Genomic DNA, 15,723 nt, shown 5'->3' with positions numbered 1-15,723 from the left:
CACGAATCGCGCGGGTCGACGCAGGCTCAGCGCCCGGCCGTTTCCCTGACGCGGTTGCGTATCCGTATGAGGTCGCTGTGCGACACGTAGAGGAGCTCCGATATCTTCCTCACGAGGTGGTCCTCGTGCTTGTCCAGCCGGTTGTCGGCTAACGCCACCCTCCAAAGCATCTCGACGATGCGGTGCTTCTCGTCGACGGTCAGCGTCTCGTGCAGGCGCCGGGTGAAGGTCTGGAGCGACGCGGCATGGTCCGCCTCGGCGCGCGCCTCGGCCACGAGCATCGCGGCGTCCTCGTCGGAAAGCTCGAAAAATTGCTTGACGAGCCGGAAAGTCTCGTCGCGCTCGGTCACGTCCTCGGAGAAATCCGCCCGCTCGACCTCCACGAGCAGCAACGCAGTCGCGACCTGCACGGCATGGCGCCGCTGCTCCGGCGAGGCCTCGGCCGCGCCGCCTCCGCCCAATGCGCGATCGAAGAGATCCGCGAGCGCCTTCAGCACGGCCGGCCGTTCCGGGCGGCGACGCCCTCGTTCGGCGAGCTTCCCGCCTCCGAAGCCGACAGCACGAAGGCTTCGACCGCCTGCGCCAGCGGATTGAGCTTGCCGTGGAAGAAATGGGTCGCGCCCGGAACGACCGCAAGGCGCGATTCCGGTGCCCGAGCATCGCGCCACGCGAGCACCTCGGAGAGCGGGATCAACTCGTCGCGCTCGCCGTGCGCGATCAGCCACGGGCAATCGGGCGGCGTGAACTCGCCGGACAGACGCGCGACCGGCAGCCCGACCGTGACCAGGCTCGCGGGACGAAGCTGCGTCGAGATTTGCGCCGCGACGGCCGCGCCGAACGAGAACCCGGCGAGGTGAAGCGGGGCACCGGGCGCCCGTCGGAGCGCCCATTCCGCCGCGGCGATCGCGTCGTCGCGCTCGCCCACGCCTTCCGCATACCGTCCGGCGGATTCGCCGACGCCGCGAAAATTGAAACGCACCGCCTCGATCCCGAGGCGGGTGAACGTGCGCGCCAGCGTGTACACCACCTTGTTCTGCATCGTGCCGCCGTGCAGCGGGTGAGGATGACAGACTACCGCCACCGCGCCGATCGGCTCACGCGGCGTCTCGACGAGCGCTTCGAGCGTGCCGGCCGGCCCGCCGATCTCGACCCGCTCGGCATGCCGGGCGCTTTGCTTCACGCTGGACGATGCTCAGCGCTGCGGGGGCGGCTCGCCGTTGGCGAGGCGGATCAGGCCGAGGATATGGCGGTACACGAACCACAGCCATACGAGCGCGAGGATCGCATAACCGATCAGCACGAACCTCGCGATCCAGCCGATCACGACCCAGAACAACGCCCACCAGAACGTCCGGATCATCCAGTCGTGGTGGCTGCGCAGCAGCGAATCTCCGTCGGGCCGCTTCAAGTAATTGACGATCAGGCCGACGATGCTCGGTAACGCCGAGACGCTGCCGATGAGGTGCAGAACGTAAGCCACGAGCACGAGAGCTCGCTCCGACTCGACATTGGCGCCGAGACTTTCGGAATGCTGTGTCATCCGACTGCTCCGGTTCAGCGATGTCAGCGACGGGAGGCCTGCAAGAAGCGAGCCCGACCTCAGTCTTCGCTCGGCTCGAACGTCAGCGCCGCCGAATTGATGCAGTAACGAAGCCCCGTGGGCTCCGGGCCGTCCGGAAACACGTGCCCGAGATGCGCTCCGCAACGCGCGCATCGCACTTCCTCGCGAACGCGGCCGAGGCTTCGGTCCTCGTTCGTCGTGACCGCGTCGCGGGCGACGGGCTCCCAGAAGCTCGGCCAACCGGTGCCGGACTCGTACTTCGTCTCGGAGCTGAAGAGGTCTTGGCCGCAGACGACGCAGAGATACTCGCCCTTCGCCTTGTTCGCGTAGTACTCGCCGGTGAAAGGCCGTTCCGTGCCGCCTTCCTGGGTTACGTGGAACTGCTCGGGCGTGAGCTTGCGCCGGAGCTCTTCCGCCGACGGCTTGTCCTGGTTCATAACGCCCTCCTATCCCTGTTGCGCCCCATGGTAGCGCAAGCGCATTGCCCGAGGCACGGTAGGGGAAACCGAGCGCCCCGGGCCGCCGGGGTCGGTCACGAGGCCGCGGCACCTCCGAGCTCGACGAGCAGGCTGTTGAGACGCTTCACGAAGGCCGCGGGGTCTTGCAGCTGACGGCCTTCCGCGAGCGTCGCCTGGTCGAAGATCAGCAGCGACAGACGCTCGAACCGCTCGTCGTCGGTCTCCGACCCGAGACGCCGAATCAGCGGGTGCCGCGCATTCAGCTCGAGGGTCGGCACGGCGGCCGGGGCGTCCTGACCCGCGGCCCGCAGCAGCTCGCGCATCTGGTGCCCGATGTCGCCCTCGCGGATCACGAGGCACGCCGCCGATTCCGTGAGCCGGTCACTGAAGCGCACCTCGTCCACGCGGTCGCGCAGAACGCGCTTCATGCGCTTCAGCAAGCTCTTCTCCTCCTTGCCCGGCTCGCCGACGACGCTCGGCTCCGCGCCGAGCTTGCGGAGATCGATCGAGCCGCGCGCGACGTCCTTGAACCGCTTCCCTCGATACTCGTCGAGGAATTGCATCACCCACTCGTCGAGCCGGTCGGTCAGCAGCAAAACCTCGATACCGTGGTCCCGAAACACCTCGAGATGCGGGCTCGACCGCGCGGCCGCGAGCATCTCGGCCTGGAGGTAGTAGATGACGTCCTGCTCGGGCTTCATGCCTTCGACGTATTCCGACAGCGAGCGATCCTGTTCCTCGCCCTCCGACCGGGTGCTGCTGAAGCGCAGGAGCTCGGCGATTCTCTCGCGGTTGGCCGAGTCCTCCGCGAGCCCCTCCTTGAGCACCGCGCCGAACTCGCGCCAGAAGCGCCGGTACTTGTCGGGCTCCTCCTTCGCGAGGCGATCGAGCATGTCGAGGACGCGCTTCGTCAGCGCGGCGCGAATGGCGGCGACCCGCGGGTCCTGCTGCAGCAGCTCCCGCGACACGTTCAGCGAAAGGTCGGCCGCATCGACGATGCCGCGGACGAACCGGAGGTAGAGCGGCAGGAATTGCGATGCCGCATCGGTGATGAAGACGCGCTGTATATAAAGCTTGACGCCCCTCGGCGCCTCCCGGTTCCACAGGTCGAACGGTGCGGACGACGGCACGTACAGAAGGCACGTGTACTCGCGCCGGCCTTCGACGCGGTTGTGCGTCCACGCGAGCGGCTCGGAAAAGTCGTGCGAGATGTGCTTGTAAAACTCGACGTACTCCTCGTCGCTCACCTGGGACCGGGGCCGCGTCCACAGCGCCTTGGCCCGATTGACGGTCTCGGCTTCCGCACCGTCGGTGCGCAGCCGGACCGGGAACGCGATGTGATCGGAATACTTGCGGATCAGCGCCCGAACGCGCTCCGGACCCAGGAACTCGTCCGCGTCCGACTTGAGCTTCAAGCGGACGACCGTGCCGGGCTCGGGCTTGACCGCGTTTTCGACAGTGAACTGGCCCTGCCCGTCCGACGTCCACCGTACGCCCTCCGCCGCGGGGACGCCCGCCTTGCGGCTCAGCACCTCGACGCTCTCCGCGACGATGAAGGCGGAATAGAATCCGACGCCGAACTGCCCGATCAGCTGCGCGTCCTCGCGCTGGTCGCCGGTGAGCTTCTCGACGAATCGAGCCGTTCCGGAGTGGGCGATCGTGCCCAGCTGCTCGATGATCTCGTCGCGCGACATCCCGATGCCGTTGTCGGCGACAGAAAGCACGCGCGCCGCGCCGTCGATCGCGACCTCGACTCCGAGCTCTCCGGCCTCCTCGAGCAGGCTCGGCTGCGCGAGCGCCTCGAAGCGCAGCTTGTCGCATGCGTCGGAAGCATTCGAGATCAGCTCGCGCAGGAAGATCTCGCGGTTGCTGTACAGCGAATGAACCATCAAGTGAAGCAGCTGCTTCACTTCCGCTTGAAACCCGAACGTGCTCGCGGCCGAGTTCTCCATGCTCCGAATGCCCAACGCTCCCGACGTACCGGGCTACGATAGGGACGGGCGGCGATTTTTCAAGCGCGGCGGGTGATCCGCGCGGAAGGCTCCGCGAGAAAGGCGAGACCGGCGCCGAGCAGCGCGGCCAAGACGCAGGAAGCGGCGACGGCCGCGAAGAATGGAGTCCAGGTCGCCCCTTCGCGGTTTGCGTAAGGCGCGACCAGCAGCGCCGATAGGAGGCCGACCCGGAGGCAGGCGGCCCGCAGCCTCTCCCAGGCGAGAAGGCCGGCGAACACGACGTCATCGAGCTCGTCGAGCCACTGCAAAACGATCTCCATCGGGGATCGGCGAAACGGGAGGCGGCAGATCAGCTCAGCCGGGGTCGCCGCACGAAGGCGCATGCCGGTCGGGCTCTTCGGCCGGCTCCTGAGGGTCGCGCTTCTGCTCGTTATGTCGGCGGGCGGCGTCCATTGCCGAGGCAATCCATTCCAGGGAGCAGAGCGTGTCGGCGAACGGGTTGCAGGTGCCGTTGTCTTTTGCGTCCATTGCGTAACAATCCCCGCTACGGCAATCGCGGTTATAGTAGTTTTCCCCGTCCGGGATCGCTGTGAGGGAACTCTCATCCGATCGACGGCGAAGAGTTTAACTTATTGTTGCGCGTTGAAAACGGTGCGATCTTTACGCGTATTAGCGGGCTGTTAGCCGATGCAACGAATCGTCATTCTCAATCCGAAAGGCGGTTCAGGCAAGACGACGATCGCAGTCAATCTGGCGTCGTGTTACGCGATCGCCGACAAGCGTCCGGCATTGATGGATCTCGATCCGCAGGCCTCCGCCGTGCGCTGGCTGCGCAAGCGCGGCAACGAGCGCCCGGCGATTCACGGCATCGCCGGGTTCGAAAAGGCGACCTCCGTGACCCGAAGCTGGCAGCTGCGCGTACCTCCGGAATGCTCTGCGCTCGTCGTCGACACTCCGGCCGCGATCGACAGCCGCTACTTTCCGGAGGTCACCCGCGGCGCGAACGCGGTGCTCGTGCCCGTCATGCCGTCCGAGATCGATATTCATGCCACCGCGAAATGCATTGCCGACCTGCTGCTCGTCGCGAAGATCCGCCGCTCGGAGGGGCGCCTCGGCATCATCGCAAACCGGGTGCGCGCGAATACGCGGGTCTCGCAGGCGCTGATGCGCTTCCTCGACAGCCTCGACATCCCGCTCGTCGCGACGTTCCGCGACAGCCAGAACTACGTTCGCTCGGCGGAAACCGGCGTCGGGATCTTCGAGATGCCGCGATGGCAAGTCTGGCAGGACCTCGACGAGTGGGAGAAGCTGCTCGCGTGGCTCGCCGAGCGGCGCGAGGTCGCGCAGCGTCCGAGCGTCGTGACCGCGCTCGCCACGAAAGCCACGACCACGTGAACGGCGATATTGTGACGTCCCGCAAGCATCTATGCATGGTGCTTGTCGGGGCGCTCGCGGGCAGGGACGCCCGCGAGCGAGCCTACAGGGATGTATTCACGGCGGCCCCGGCAAGCACCATGCATAGATACTTGCGGGACACGATTTAACCGTCGTCCGGTTTCCAGCTCTGGCGAACCTTGTCCGCCCAGTTCTGGTAACCCTTCCAGCTGTAGATCGAATGGTCGACCGGCGAGCGCTGCACCGACGGCTTGCGGCTCACGTGTGTGAGCCACTTGCGGTAAGCGTCCCAGCCCTGCTGCTCCTTCTGCACGTCGCCGCGGCCCGGCGCCTTCTGGTCCGCGTCGCGCTCGGGCTTACGGTGATAGAGAGGCGGACGGAACTGGTGGGACTTCTGATCGCTCATCCGGCTTCGGGAGTCGTGTGGTGCGGACGAGCGCAAGGTAATCCGCGAGACCGCAATTCGCCAGGAACTGGGTCTCAGTCAAACGCGTCGATTTGTCTTTGTAGGACAGTTGCTTACAAGCAGTTAACGTAATCGACGCGAAGCGCCGCTCCATCAGCTCACGATGCGGTAGCACGGCACGTAATTGCAGGGGTCCGTGAGCCGCATCCTGCGCTGCGCCACGAAGTCGTTCAGCAGCCGATCGAGCGCATTCGTGACCGCGCGCTCGCCGCGCAGCTCGAAAGGCCCGTGCTCTTCCACCAGACGGATGCCCGCCTCGCGGACGTTGCCCGCGACGATGCCTGAAAACGCACGCCGGAGGTTGATCGCGAGCGAAGAGAGATCCTGATCGCGATGCAGCTCGAGCGCCGCCATCGACTCGTGCGTCGCTTCGAACGGCTGCTGAAAGTCGATGCCGATCTCGATCTGCCAGTTGAAGAAATACGCATTGTCCGTCTCGGACCGGACGCGGTGCACCACGTCGAGGCCGGCCGCCACCTCTCGGGCGACGGCCGCGGGATCGTTCAGAATGATCTTGTAGCGCGATTGCGCGGCCTCGCCCAGCGTCTCGCCGATGAACGCGTGCAGCCGCTCGAAGTAGTAGCGGCTATCGGGCGGCCCCGTAAGAATCACCGGAAGCGCGATGTGCGCGTTGCGGGGGTGCAGCAGGATGCCGAGGAGGTAGAGAATCTCCTCCGCGGTGCCGACGCCGCCCGGAAACACGACGACGGCGTGCGCGAGGCGCACGAACGCCTCGAGCCGTTTCTCCATGTCCGGCAGGATGACGAGCTCGTTGACGATCGGATTCGGCGCTTCGGCGGCGATGATCGTCGGCTCCGTCAAGCCGAGATAGCGGCCGGACCGCAGCCGCTGCTTCGCGTGGCCGACGGTTGCGCCTTTCATCGGCCCCTTCATCGCGCCCGCGCCGCAGCCCGTGCAGATGTCGATGAGGCGAAGCCCGAGCTCGTATCCGACCCGTTTGGAGTAGTCGTACTCCTCGCGGCTCACCGCATGGCCGCCCCAGCAGACGACGAGGCGCGGGTCGGCGCGCGCGTTGAGCACGCGAGCGTTGCGCAGGATGTGGAAGACCGCGTCGGTGATGCCGCCGGAGGACGTCAGGTCGAAACGGTCGCTGATGACGACGTCGCCGTGCACGTAGAGAAGGTCGCGCAGCACGGCGAACAGGTGCTCGCGGATCCCGCGGATCATGACGCCGTCCACGAACGCGCACTCGGGCGCGTTCTGGAGCTCGAGGGCGATCCCGCCTTCGTGCTGAATGATCGAGATCCGGAAGTCGCGATTGCGGCGCAGAATCTCCCGCACGTCGTCGTCTTCAACGCCGGAGTTCAGCACCGCGAGCGAGCACTGGCGCCAGATCTCGTAGAGCCTGCCGCCGCCCGCGCCCCGAAGCTGATTGACCTCGGACCGCGAGAGAACCTGGAGAATGCCTTCGGGGGCTATCGTCGCATCCATGCGTTAACGATCCGTTCTTCCGTCTCGATCGGCAACCGGCGCGGCCTTTCTCGTCCTCGGCGTCATCTCGACGACTTTCTCCTCGCGCCGGCCGCGGCGCGCCTTCATTTGCGAGAACATGATCCCTGCGGCGGCGGCCCGGCGGCCAGTCCCGGGAGCTACGGGCGGATCTCGATCGGCGTGTGCTCGCGCGTCATCAGCCAGATGTCGATCATGTCGGAGTTCGACACGGCGATGCATCCGTCGGTCCAATCCCAGCCGACATAGCTTCTCTCGTCGAGCTTCGGCTCGTTCGGCAGGCCGTGGATCATGATCTGACCGCCCGGATCGACGCCGGCCGCCCGGGCCCGGGCGCGATCCGAAGCGTTCGGATACGAGATCTGGATCGACAGAAAGTAGTCACTCGACGGATTGCGCGTTTCGAGATAATAGTGCCCTTCCGGCGTCTTGAAGTCTCCTTCCCGCTCCTTCGGCCCCTCGGGGGCGAGCCCGAGCGACACGTCGAACTCGCGCAGCACCTCGCCGCCCTTCATCAGGTAGAGCTTGCGCTCCGACTTCACGACGAGCACGGAATCGGCGATCTCGTGGTGGCGAACGAGGCTCGCCTGAGCAAAAGCCGCGCCGCTCCAAAAGACGAGGACGAGCGACGCGAGGAGCGAGGTCGAGCCGAATCCTTTCATCGGATTCGGACTCTATTCAATCGAATGGCCGATTTCAACGCGCCGTGTCGCCGCATTGCCGCGTCCGGCGCCGAGAGCCCTGTTCCGCTCGGCCGAAGGCGTCGACGATCCGCGACAGGGCTTCGACGCCGTCTTCGCGACGGAACAGCACCGCCTCCATCCCGCAGCGCCGTGCCGCGATCACGTTTTCCTCACGATCGTCGATGAACAGGCAGCTCGCGGCGCCAATTCTCCGCAGGAGGTAGCGGTACAGGCTCTCGTCCGGCTTCGTGGCGCGAACGAGGCCGGACAGCACCACGGTGTGGAACTCGGCCATGAACGGAAAGGTATCGTAAAGAAACCGGATCCGCTCCGCGGGATAGTTCGAAAGCGCATGCAGGCGATACCCCCGTCTGCGGAGCCCCTCGAGGTACGCCACGCACTCCGGGAACGCCCCCCGGAACATGCGCTCCCAGTCGGCGCCGTAACGCTCGATCCAGGCCGAATGCTCCGGGAAGCGCGCCGCGAGCTCCCGCGTGAGCGTCGCGAAGGGCATGCCCGCATCGAGCCGGGCGTGCCATTGCGGCGTGCAGATCTCACGCAAGAACAGCTCGACCTCGTCCGGCGCGCCGCCGAGGTGGTCCCGCAGCAGATAACGCGGGTCCCAATCGATCAGCACGCCGCCGAGATCGAAGACGATGTCGCGCATCGGCGCGGCCGGCCGTCGGGTGAGATCGACGCGGGCGCGCGCGTCAGGCCGCGTTCCGCAGCGCCTCGATCCGCTCCTCGAGCGGCGGGTGCGAGAGAAACAGGCGCTTCAGCCCCGATACATGCCCGCCGGCGATCCCGAAGGCCTGCATCGACTCCGGCAGGCCGCTGTCGTCCAGCCGGTGCACGCGTCTCAGCCCCTCGAGCGCGGCGATCATGTTGTCGCGGCCCGCGAGCCGGGCGCCGCCGGCATCGGCGCGGAACTCCCGTCGTCTCGAGAACCACATGACGATCATGCTCGCGAGGATGCCGAGAAGGATCTGCGCTGCGATCGTCGCGATGAAAAAGCCGGGCCCGTAGCCGCGCTCGGTCTTGAACACGACCCGATCGACGACGAAACCGACGATACGCGAGAGGAACACGACGAACGTGTTCACGACGCCCTGCAGCAGCGCGAGCGTCACCATGTCGCCGTTCGCGACGTGGCTCACCTCGTGGCCGAGCACCGCCTCGACCTCGCGTCGATCGAGCTGCCCGAGCAGGCCCGTGCTCACCGCGACGAGCGCCTTGTTGCGCGTCATCCCCGTGGCGAACGCGTTCACGTCCGGCGAATCGTAAATCGCGACCTCGGGGCAGCCGATGCCGGCCTCCCGCGCCTGGCGCTGCACGGTGTTCAGCAGCCAGCTTTCGGTGGCGTTGCGCGGCGTCTCGATGACCTGGGCTCCCGTGAGCCACTTCGCCGTCCATTTGGACATCGCGAGGGAGATGAAAGAGCCGGCGAAGCCGATGATCGCGGAAAAAACGAGCAGGGCTTGGAGGTCGAGCTCGGTGCCCCGCGCGGCGAGCAAGTCCTCGATTCCGAGCACCTGCAGGGCCACGCTCAGCACGACGAGCACCGCGACGTTCGTCGCAACGAACAGCAAGATTCGCTTCATAAAGGTCTCCGGAGACGTCGGCGCCCGGGCAACGTCCGGGCTCATCGCGCAGAATGCGGTTCTTTGCGGGAAATTCAAGACGTGACCCGCTAGAATTCGCGTCGCTTCCGATCACGCTGCCGTCCATGTCCTCCTACCGCCCGTTCTGGAGCATGCCGCTCGCCGCGCCGCGGCTCGCCGCCGTCTGGCTCCTCCATGCGGGCCTCAAGGTCCTGGTGCGGCTGCCGTTCGAGCGGCAGCTCGCGATCGGCCGCGTGCTCGGCCGGGCAGCCTGGCGGCTGCTCCGCAGGCGGCGTCGTATCGCGCTGCGAAACATCGAGATCTGCCTTCCGGAGCTGTCCCCGGCCGAGCGGGAGGAGCTGGTGAGGCGCCATTTCGAGTCGCTCGGCGCCTCGCTGGCCGAGACGGCGATGGGCTGGTTCGGCCCGCCCGAGGAGATCGCCAGGCGGGTGCGCTTCGAAGGCGTCGAGCACTTGCATGCCGCGCTCGCGAAGGGCAAGGGCGTCATCCTCTTCTCCGCGCACTTCACGCCGCTCGAGTTCGCCTTCCCCGCGCTGCGGCCGCTCTGCCCGAGGATAACCGGGATGTACAAGCCGCAGCGCAATCCGGCGATGAATCGGCTCATGAACCGGGGCCGCGGACGGAACGTCGACGAGATTTTTGCGAAGGACAACGTGCGCGCGATGATGCGCAACCTCGCGCGCAACTCCGTGGTCTGGTACGCGTCGGACCAGAGCTACGGCCGCAAAGGCAGCGCGCTGATCCCGTTCTTCAACGAGCCGGCGATGACGAACACGGCGATCTGCCGAATCGCAAAGCGCAGCGGCGCGACCGTGCTGACGTATTTCTACCGGCGGCTGCCGGGCGATTCCGCTTACGTCGTCGACATCGGCCCGCCGCTTCCGGGCTTCCCGAGCGACGATCCGGCCGAGGACGTCGCACGGCTGACCCGGCTGCTCGAGGATTACATCCGCCGATGCCCGGAGCAGTACTGGTGGATCCACCAGCGGTTCAAGGGGCGTCCGGAACCGTACCCGGATGTCTATGCGCCGCTCGAGCGGCCGGCGTGACGATTTCGGGCGGGGCCGGCATGAAGGTTTCGAGCGAGCCCGCGGAGGCACGCCGATGAGCCGTCGGAGCGCGACCGCGCGAACCGAAGACGGCCCCAGGACACCGGGCGGCGACGGCGCTGCTCGGCCGCGGGCCGAGCGGCCGGCCGTCTCGCTTCGCGGGCTCGCCGGGCCCCGGTACTGGCCGACTTGGCTGCTGCTTTTCGCGATGCGCGCCGCCGCGACGCTGCCTTACCGCTGGCAGCTCGCCGCCGGCTTCGGCTTCGGGCGGCTGCTGCGGCTTCTGATGAGGAGCCGCGCTCGGATAGCGCGCGCGAATCTCGCCGCCTGCTTCCCGGAGCTCACCGACCGCGAGCGGGCCCGGCTCCTCGATCGTCATTTCGCGGCCGTCGGAATGTCCTTCGTGGAGATGGGGATCGGGTGGTTCACGCCGATCGAGCGGCTGCGCGCCCTCGTGCGGGTCGAAGGTCGGGAGCACCTCGAGCAGGCGCGCGCGGCGGGCCGCGGCATCATTCTGCTGAGCGCGCATTTCACGCCGCTCGAGGTCGGGTTCGCGATCCTCGAGGACGTGTGGCCCGGCGTCAGCGCGATGTACCGCACTCAGCGCAACGCGTTGATGGACGCGCTCGTGCGCCGCGGACGGAGCCGGTTCGCGGCCGAGCAGATTCCGCGCGACAACGTGCGCGCGCTGGTGAAAGCGCTGAAGGCCGGACGCACCGTCGCATACATGCCGGACCAGACCTATCTCGGCAATCAGAGCGAGCTGCTGCCGTTCTTCGGCGAGCCGGCGATGACGAACATCGCGACGCCGAAGATCGCGCAGATCGCGGGCGCCGTCGTGCTGCCTTATCTGTTCCGCCGGCTGCCCGACGACGCCGGCTACCTCGTGACGATCATGCCGCCGCTCCCCGGCGTTCCGAGCGGCGACCCGGTCCGAGACACGCTCGAGTGGCTCGCCGTCCTCGAGAGCCACATTCGCGTCGCGCCGGAGCAGTACCTGTGGCTCTACAAGAAGTTCAAGAACCGTCCCGCGCCGCTGCCGGATCTCTACGCTTAGAAAAATCGTGTCAGACACCTTTTTCGCAAAAATCGTGTCTGACACGTTTTTGGGCGGAAATGGTGTCTGACACCTTTTTCGGGCGCTCAGGGCGTCCGGTAGCCTTCCTCGAGCAGGCGCCAGCCTTCGGCGTCGAAGCGCGTGCCGGTCTCGAGCGCGACCTTGCGCAGCGAGCGCTCGAGGCGGGCGAGCCCCGCATCGCGCCAGCCGCCCGGTTCGCGCAGCCGCGCGTTGTCGAAGTCCACGAGAAACACGCGCCCGTCGGCACCGAGAAGGATGTTGTGCGCCGTCAGGTCGGGATGGTCGACGCCGCGGTCGTGGAACGCCCGCAGCATGCGCCCGATGCTGCGCCAGCGCTCGGCGACGGGCGTGCCGTCGTGCAGCAGCGCCGACAACGGCCTCGTGTCCGGCAGGTATGCCGTGATGATGTCGGCGCGGTAGATCAAGCCTTCGCGACGAACGCGCGCCGCGACGGGGCGCGGCGCGGGCAATCCGGCCGCGTGCAGCCGGGCGAGCAGGCGCCACTCGCGGAACGATCGCGTCCGCTCGAGCCCCGTCCAGAGGTAATGGTCGTCGATGAAGCGGGCGACGATCCCGCCGCGGCGGTAGTGGCGCAGCACCCATTTCTCGTCGCCTCGATCGAGCACGAGGACCGATCCCCGCCCGGTCCGCTCGTCCAGGCGGCGGCCCTCGCGCTGCCAGTAGGCCTCGTCGAAGAGGCGCCTTGCGTCGGGCTCGCTCAAGCCCGCGTCGCGCAGGATCGCCTCGCCCGCGCTCTCGACCGTGCGCCCGTCGATCACGCCCGACGGTCCCCCGCTCGCGCTCCGCGGCCGGCAGCCGGTTCGCCGCCCGCGGTCGTTCCGCCGCCGGCAGTCGTGCCGCCGCCCGGGATCATGCCGCCGCCGGCAGGCCGTTCGCCGCGCAGCGGGCCGACCGTCCGGCCGAAAGGCGCGCTCTCGCCGGCCGGGCCGGTTCGTCCTCGGCCGCCCAACGCCGCGACGGCCGCGTCGAAAACCGCGTCGGCCGAAATGTCCCGCAGGCACCGCAGATGCTTGAGCGGGCAGCGGCGCTCGAAGCACGGGCTGCAGTCGAGGCCGAGGCGGACGATCGTTCTCGCCGCGGTCAGCGGCGGCGTGAAGTCCGGGCTCGAAGACCCGAAGATCGCGACGACGTGCGTGCCGACGGCCGCCGCGACGTGCATCAGACCGGAGTCGTTCGTCACCGCGACCGGCGCGGCCGCGAGCACGTCCACCGCCTCGTCGAGGGTCGTCGCGCCGCAGAGATTGCGCACGCTCGCGGGCGCCGCGGACGCGATGCGCTCCCCTATGGGCCGCTCCTTCGCGGACCCGAGCACCCAAATCTCGAGCCCCGCCGCCGCGAGACGGGCCGCCACGTCGGCATAGCGCTCGACCGGCCACTGCTTCGCGGGACCGTATTCCGCGCCCGGCATCATCGCGACGCCGTCGCGTTCGCCGGACAACCCGAGCCGCGCGGCGAGCGCGCTGAAAGACTCCTTGCGCGCTTCGAGCGCCGGCGGCTCGATCTCCGCCGGCAAGGCCTCGCCGGGCTCGAGGCCGAGCGCGACGAAGCGCTTGACGGTCTGATCGAGGCGCTCGGGATCGAACGGCCGGACGTCGTTGATCAGGCCGTAGCGGGCCTCGCCGCGAAAGCCCGTGCGCACCGGAACGGACGCGAAGAATGGCACGAGCGCCGACTTCAGCGATCGCGGCAGCACGATCGCCCGGCCGTAGCCTTCGCGGCGCAGCCTCCGCCCGAGGCGAAAGCGCGCACCGAGCGCGAGCTCGCCGTGGCCGGCGGAAAGCTCCACCGCGCGCGCGACCTCGGGCATGCGCTCGAGGATCGGCAGGGACCAGCGCGGGGCGACGACGTGGATCTCCGCGCCGTCGTGCCGGCGGCGCAGCAGCTTATACAGCGATTGCGCCATCACCATGTCGCCGACCCAGGACGGGCCGACCACGAGGATCTTCGAAAGGCCGGTCACGGACGGCGGCCGAGGACGTCCAGATAGGCGGGCACGCCGGCATCGACGCCTCGGAATTCCCCGGCGTACCCGGCGCGCCGCAGCGCGGCGAGGTCCGCTTCCGTGAAGCTCTGGTAGCGGCTCTTCAGCTCCTCCGGGAACGGCACGTATTCGATTTCGCCTTCCCCGTGCCAGGCGATCACGGCCCGCGCGACCTCGTTGAACGTGGCGGCACGACCCGTCCCGACATTGAAGACGCCGGAGACTTCCGGATGGTCGAGGAGCCAAAGGTTGACGGCGACGACGTCGTCGACGTGCACGAAGTCGCGCCGCTGCTCGCCGGCCGCGTAGCCGTCGTATGCACCGAAGAGTCGCGCGCGGCCGTCCTCCATGACCTCATGGTGGAGGTGATAGACGATGCTCGCCATGCGTCCCTTGTGCGCCTCTCCGGGTCCGTACACGTTGAAATACCGCAGGCCGGCGACCTGCGACGAGGCCGTGGCCAGCCGCCGCCGGACGTGGCGGTCGAATACGAGCTTCGACCACCCGTAGACGTTCAGCGGGCGCTCGGCCACGGCGTCGTTCTCGGCGAACGTCCGGCTCGTCCCGTACACCGCGGCGGACGAGGCGTAGATCAGCGGCACGCGCTCGGCGAGGCAGTAGTCGAGGACCTCGACGGAGTAGCGGTAGTTCGCGTCCATCATGAGGCGGCCGTTCCATTCGGTCGTCACGGCGCACGCGCCCTGGTGAAACACGGCGCGCGGTTTCGGGGCACCCGGACGGCGCAGCCGATCGAAGAGCGCGTCCTTGTCCCAGTAATCCGCGATCTCGCGGCCGACGAGGTTCGCGAACTTGCGCCCGTCGGTGAGGTCGTCGACGACGACGATCTCCGTCTCGCCGCGCGCGTTCAGCCCGCCGACGAGATTGCTGCCGATGAAGCCTGCCCCGCCCGTGACGACGATCACGCCGCAGCTCCGTGCTCGGGCACGAGATCGGGGATCAGATCGCGGTACAGCTCGAGGTATCGCCGCGTCATGATCTCCGGCTGGTATTCGCGGGCGCGCTCCGGATTGGCGCGCGCCATAGCATCGCGCAACGCCCGGTCCGAGCACAAGCGAGCGATCGCGGCGGCGAGCGCCTCGGCGTCGTCCTCCGGAACGAGCAGGCCGTTCACACCGTCGACGATCAGATCCGGAATGCCGCCGACGGCCGTCGCGACGATCGGCAAACCGAACTGCATCGCATCGATCAGAATCGAGCCCAAACCCTCGCGCTTCGACGGCAGCGCGAACACGTCGAACGCGGCGAGGTAGTCGCCGACGTTCTCCGCCCAGCCGGTGAACGTCATGTTCGACAGCCCGGATGCGGCCTCGATGATGCGGCGCTCGTCGCGGCCGGAGCCGACGACGACGAAGTGGATCCGCGGATGCGTGCGCTCGAGCGCCGCCGCAGCCGCAACCAGCGTGAGCTGCCCCTTGTGAGCGATGTCGAGCGCGGCGATGTGGCCGACGAGAAACATGCCCGGGAACCGCTCGCGATACGCACGCACCCAGTCGGGATCGCTCGAGATCGGGCTCGCGGCGCTCGGGATCTTGCACACCCGAATCGCCGGGTCGTAGCCCGCGAGGCTCGCGATCACGGCGTCGGAAAGCGCCGCGACGCCGGCCGCGCGGCGGTACATCGCGCGCGTGAAGCGGTCGCGTTTCGGCACGTTGTCGACGCGGCGCGTGATCACGTACGGCGTGCCGGACAGCCAGTGGCGCACGAGCGCGGCCTGCGCGCCTCCGGTCTCGTGCGCGTGCACGAGCACCGCTCCGGCGGCCGCGCGGGCGGCCGAAAGCCGCCCGCGGACGCCCCGCACGCTGACGCCGGGGACGTCGGCGAGCCGGGCGGCCAGAGGGCGGCCCTCCCGGACGATCGCGCGCTGGCGCGGAAGGTGCTCGGCAAGGCCGCGGATCAGCAGCTCCGTTTGCCGCTCACCGCCCCGGAAGGTGTGCGCCAGGTTGATGTGGCACAGGATGCGCTCCAT

The 15,723-nt window shown here is 68.0% G+C and carries 19 protein-coding genes; 3 read left to right on the top strand and 16 right to left on the bottom strand.

Features of this window, described 5'->3' with window-relative positions:
* Nucleotides 1–26: 26 nt before the first annotated feature.
* From VF329_02925 to VF329_02895, 7 genes are all read right to left on the bottom strand, one after another.
* Nucleotides 27–497 (bottom strand): TerB family tellurite resistance protein, encoded by a 471-nt coding sequence (locus VF329_02925; protein HEX7079952.1) that lies wholly within the window; start codon nucleotides 495–497, stop codon nucleotides 27–29.
* Complete coding sequence (locus VF329_02920) at nucleotides 491–1,180, bottom strand: alpha/beta family hydrolase (GenBank protein ID HEX7079951.1); 690 nt, start codon at nucleotides 1,178–1,180, stop codon at nucleotides 491–493. Before VF329_02920 ends, VF329_02925 begins: the two co-directional genes overlap by 7 nt.
* 12 nt (nucleotides 1,181–1,192) lie before the next feature.
* The gene (locus VF329_02915) at nucleotides 1,193–1,540 is read right to left on the bottom strand and encodes a hypothetical protein (GenBank protein ID HEX7079950.1); all 348 of its coding nucleotides are present in this window, start codon (nucleotides 1,538–1,540) and stop codon (nucleotides 1,193–1,195) included.
* Nucleotides 1,541–1,599: 59 nt separating this feature from the next.
* Complete coding sequence (msrB, locus tag VF329_02910) at nucleotides 1,600–1,998, bottom strand: peptide-methionine (R)-S-oxide reductase MsrB (protein HEX7079949.1); 399 nt, start codon at nucleotides 1,996–1,998, stop codon at nucleotides 1,600–1,602.
* A gap of 95 nt (nucleotides 1,999–2,093) precedes the next feature.
* Nucleotides 2,094–3,971 carry a molecular chaperone HtpG gene (htpG, locus tag VF329_02905; GenBank protein HEX7079948.1) on the bottom strand — a complete coding sequence of 626 codons (1,878 nt, stop codon included), beginning with the start codon at nucleotides 3,969–3,971 and terminating at the stop codon, nucleotides 2,094–2,096.
* Nucleotides 3,972–4,030: 59 nt separating this feature from the next.
* The gene (locus tag VF329_02900; protein ID HEX7079947.1) at nucleotides 4,031–4,291 is read right to left on the bottom strand and encodes a hypothetical protein; all 261 of its coding nucleotides are present in this window, start codon (nucleotides 4,289–4,291) and stop codon (nucleotides 4,031–4,033) included.
* Nucleotides 4,292–4,325: 34 nt separating this feature from the next.
* The gene (locus tag VF329_02895; protein HEX7079946.1) at nucleotides 4,326–4,499 is read right to left on the bottom strand and encodes a hypothetical protein; all 174 of its coding nucleotides are present in this window, start codon (nucleotides 4,497–4,499) and stop codon (nucleotides 4,326–4,328) included.
* A 159-nt stretch (nucleotides 4,500–4,658) separates the two neighbouring features.
* Between VF329_02895 and VF329_02890 the strand changes: the two genes are divergently transcribed.
* Nucleotides 4,659–5,366, top strand: coding sequence for a ParA family protein (locus VF329_02890; GenBank protein HEX7079945.1), 708 nt, complete (start codon nucleotides 4,659–4,661; stop codon nucleotides 5,364–5,366).
* 145 nt (nucleotides 5,367–5,511) lie between these two features.
* On the opposite strand, the gene VF329_02885 is transcribed toward VF329_02890, so the two are convergent.
* The 5 genes from VF329_02885 to htpX all read right to left on the bottom strand — a co-directional run bounded on the left by VF329_02885 (nucleotide 5,512) and on the right by htpX (nucleotide 9,586).
* A complete protein-coding gene (locus tag VF329_02885) occupies nucleotides 5,512–5,772 on the bottom strand; it encodes a hypothetical protein (GenBank protein ID HEX7079944.1) in 261 nt (86 codons plus the stop codon).
* Between the two features lie 153 nt (nucleotides 5,773–5,925).
* A complete protein-coding gene (gene ppnN / locus VF329_02880) occupies nucleotides 5,926–7,284 on the bottom strand; it encodes a nucleotide 5'-monophosphate nucleosidase PpnN (GenBank protein HEX7079943.1) in 1,359 nt (452 codons plus the stop codon).
* A 158-nt stretch (nucleotides 7,285–7,442) separates the two neighbouring features.
* On the bottom strand, nucleotides 7,443–7,964 hold the full coding sequence (locus tag VF329_02875) for a L,D-transpeptidase family protein (protein ID HEX7079942.1): 522 nt from the start codon (nucleotides 7,962–7,964) through the stop codon (nucleotides 7,443–7,445).
* A gap of 34 nt (nucleotides 7,965–7,998) precedes the next feature.
* Entirely contained in the window at nucleotides 7,999–8,652 is a 654-nt protein-coding gene (locus VF329_02870) for an HAD family phosphatase (protein HEX7079941.1), read from the bottom strand.
* 43 nt (nucleotides 8,653–8,695) lie between these two features.
* A complete protein-coding gene (gene htpX / locus VF329_02865; protein HEX7079940.1) occupies nucleotides 8,696–9,586 on the bottom strand; it encodes a protease HtpX in 891 nt (296 codons plus the stop codon).
* A gap of 125 nt (nucleotides 9,587–9,711) precedes the next feature.
* On the opposite strand from htpX, the gene VF329_02860 reads away from it, so the two are divergent.
* Entirely contained in the window at nucleotides 9,712–10,656 is a 945-nt protein-coding gene (locus VF329_02860; protein ID HEX7079939.1) for a lipid A biosynthesis acyltransferase, read from the top strand.
* 55 nt (nucleotides 10,657–10,711) lie between these two features.
* Entirely contained in the window at nucleotides 10,712–11,713 is a 1,002-nt protein-coding gene (locus tag VF329_02855; GenBank protein HEX7079938.1) for a lipid A biosynthesis lauroyl acyltransferase, read from the top strand.
* 86 nt (nucleotides 11,714–11,799) lie between these two features.
* Here VF329_02855 and VF329_02850 read toward each other — a convergent pair whose 3' ends face one another.
* From VF329_02850 to VF329_02835, 4 genes are read right to left on the bottom strand one after another with little or no spacing between them, the layout of a single operon-like run.
* Nucleotides 11,800–12,513 (bottom strand): 3-deoxy-D-manno-octulosonic acid kinase, encoded by a 714-nt coding sequence (locus tag VF329_02850; protein ID HEX7079937.1) that lies wholly within the window; start codon nucleotides 12,511–12,513, stop codon nucleotides 11,800–11,802.
* A complete protein-coding gene (gene waaF, locus VF329_02845; protein HEX7079936.1) occupies nucleotides 12,510–13,715 on the bottom strand; it encodes a lipopolysaccharide heptosyltransferase II in 1,206 nt (401 codons plus the stop codon). The genes VF329_02850 and waaF overlap by 4 nt, the downstream gene beginning before the upstream one ends.
* Nucleotides 13,712–14,659, bottom strand: a complete 948-nt coding sequence (gene rfaD, locus VF329_02840; GenBank protein ID HEX7079935.1) for an ADP-glyceromanno-heptose 6-epimerase — start codon at nucleotides 14,657–14,659, stop codon at nucleotides 13,712–13,714. Before rfaD ends, waaF begins: the two co-directional genes overlap by 4 nt.
* On the bottom strand, nucleotides 14,656–15,723 hold the full coding sequence (locus VF329_02835; GenBank protein HEX7079934.1) for a glycosyltransferase: 1,068 nt from the start codon (nucleotides 15,721–15,723) through the stop codon (nucleotides 14,656–14,658). The genes rfaD and VF329_02835 overlap by 4 nt, the downstream gene beginning before the upstream one ends.

It is taken from the genome of Gammaproteobacteria bacterium, from assembly GCA_036381015.1.
Classification (GTDB): Bacteria; Pseudomonadota; Gammaproteobacteria; order Steroidobacterales; family Rariloculaceae; genus ZC4RG20.
The sequence above is the reverse complement of the archived record's forward strand: the minus strand, read 5'-3'. Positions and strand labels throughout refer to the sequence as shown.

Coding starts and splice junctions, on each gene's coding strand:
- VF329_02885 (HEX7079944.1), bottom strand. CDS start 5,772: ATGAGCGATCAGAAGTCCCACCAGTTCCGTCCGCCTCTCTATCACCGT.
- VF329_02875 (HEX7079942.1), bottom strand. CDS start 7,964: ATGAAAGGATTCGGCTCGACCTCGCTCCTCGCGTCGCTCGTCCTCGTC.
- VF329_02890 (HEX7079945.1), top strand. CDS start 4,659: ATGCAACGAATCGTCATTCTCAATCCGAAAGGCGGTTCAGGCAAGACG.
- ppnN (HEX7079943.1), bottom strand. CDS start 7,284: ATGGATGCGACGATAGCCCCCGAAGGCATTCTCCAGGTTCTCTCGCGG.
- VF329_02860 (HEX7079939.1), top strand. CDS start 9,712: ATGTCCTCCTACCGCCCGTTCTGGAGCATGCCGCTCGCCGCGCCGCGG.
- VF329_02855 (HEX7079938.1), top strand. CDS start 10,712: ATGAGCCGTCGGAGCGCGACCGCGCGAACCGAAGACGGCCCCAGGACA.
- VF329_02895 (HEX7079946.1), bottom strand. CDS start 4,499: ATGGACGCAAAAGACAACGGCACCTGCAACCCGTTCGCCGACACGCTC.
- msrB (HEX7079949.1), bottom strand. CDS start 1,998: ATGAACCAGGACAAGCCGTCGGCGGAAGAGCTCCGGCGCAAGCTCACG.
- VF329_02900 (HEX7079947.1), bottom strand. CDS start 4,291: ATGGAGATCGTTTTGCAGTGGCTCGACGAGCTCGATGACGTCGTGTTC.
- htpG (HEX7079948.1), bottom strand. CDS start 3,971: ATGGAGAACTCGGCCGCGAGCACGTTCGGGTTTCAAGCGGAAGTGAAG.
- VF329_02915 (HEX7079950.1), bottom strand. CDS start 1,540: ATGACACAGCATTCCGAAAGTCTCGGCGCCAATGTCGAGTCGGAGCGA.
- htpX (HEX7079940.1), bottom strand. CDS start 9,586: ATGAAGCGAATCTTGCTGTTCGTTGCGACGAACGTCGCGGTGCTCGTC.
- VF329_02835 (HEX7079934.1), bottom strand. CDS start 15,723: ATGGAGCGCATCCTGTGCCACATCAACCTGGCGCACACCTTCCGGGGC.
- VF329_02870 (HEX7079941.1), bottom strand. CDS start 8,652: ATGCGCGACATCGTCTTCGATCTCGGCGGCGTGCTGATCGATTGGGAC.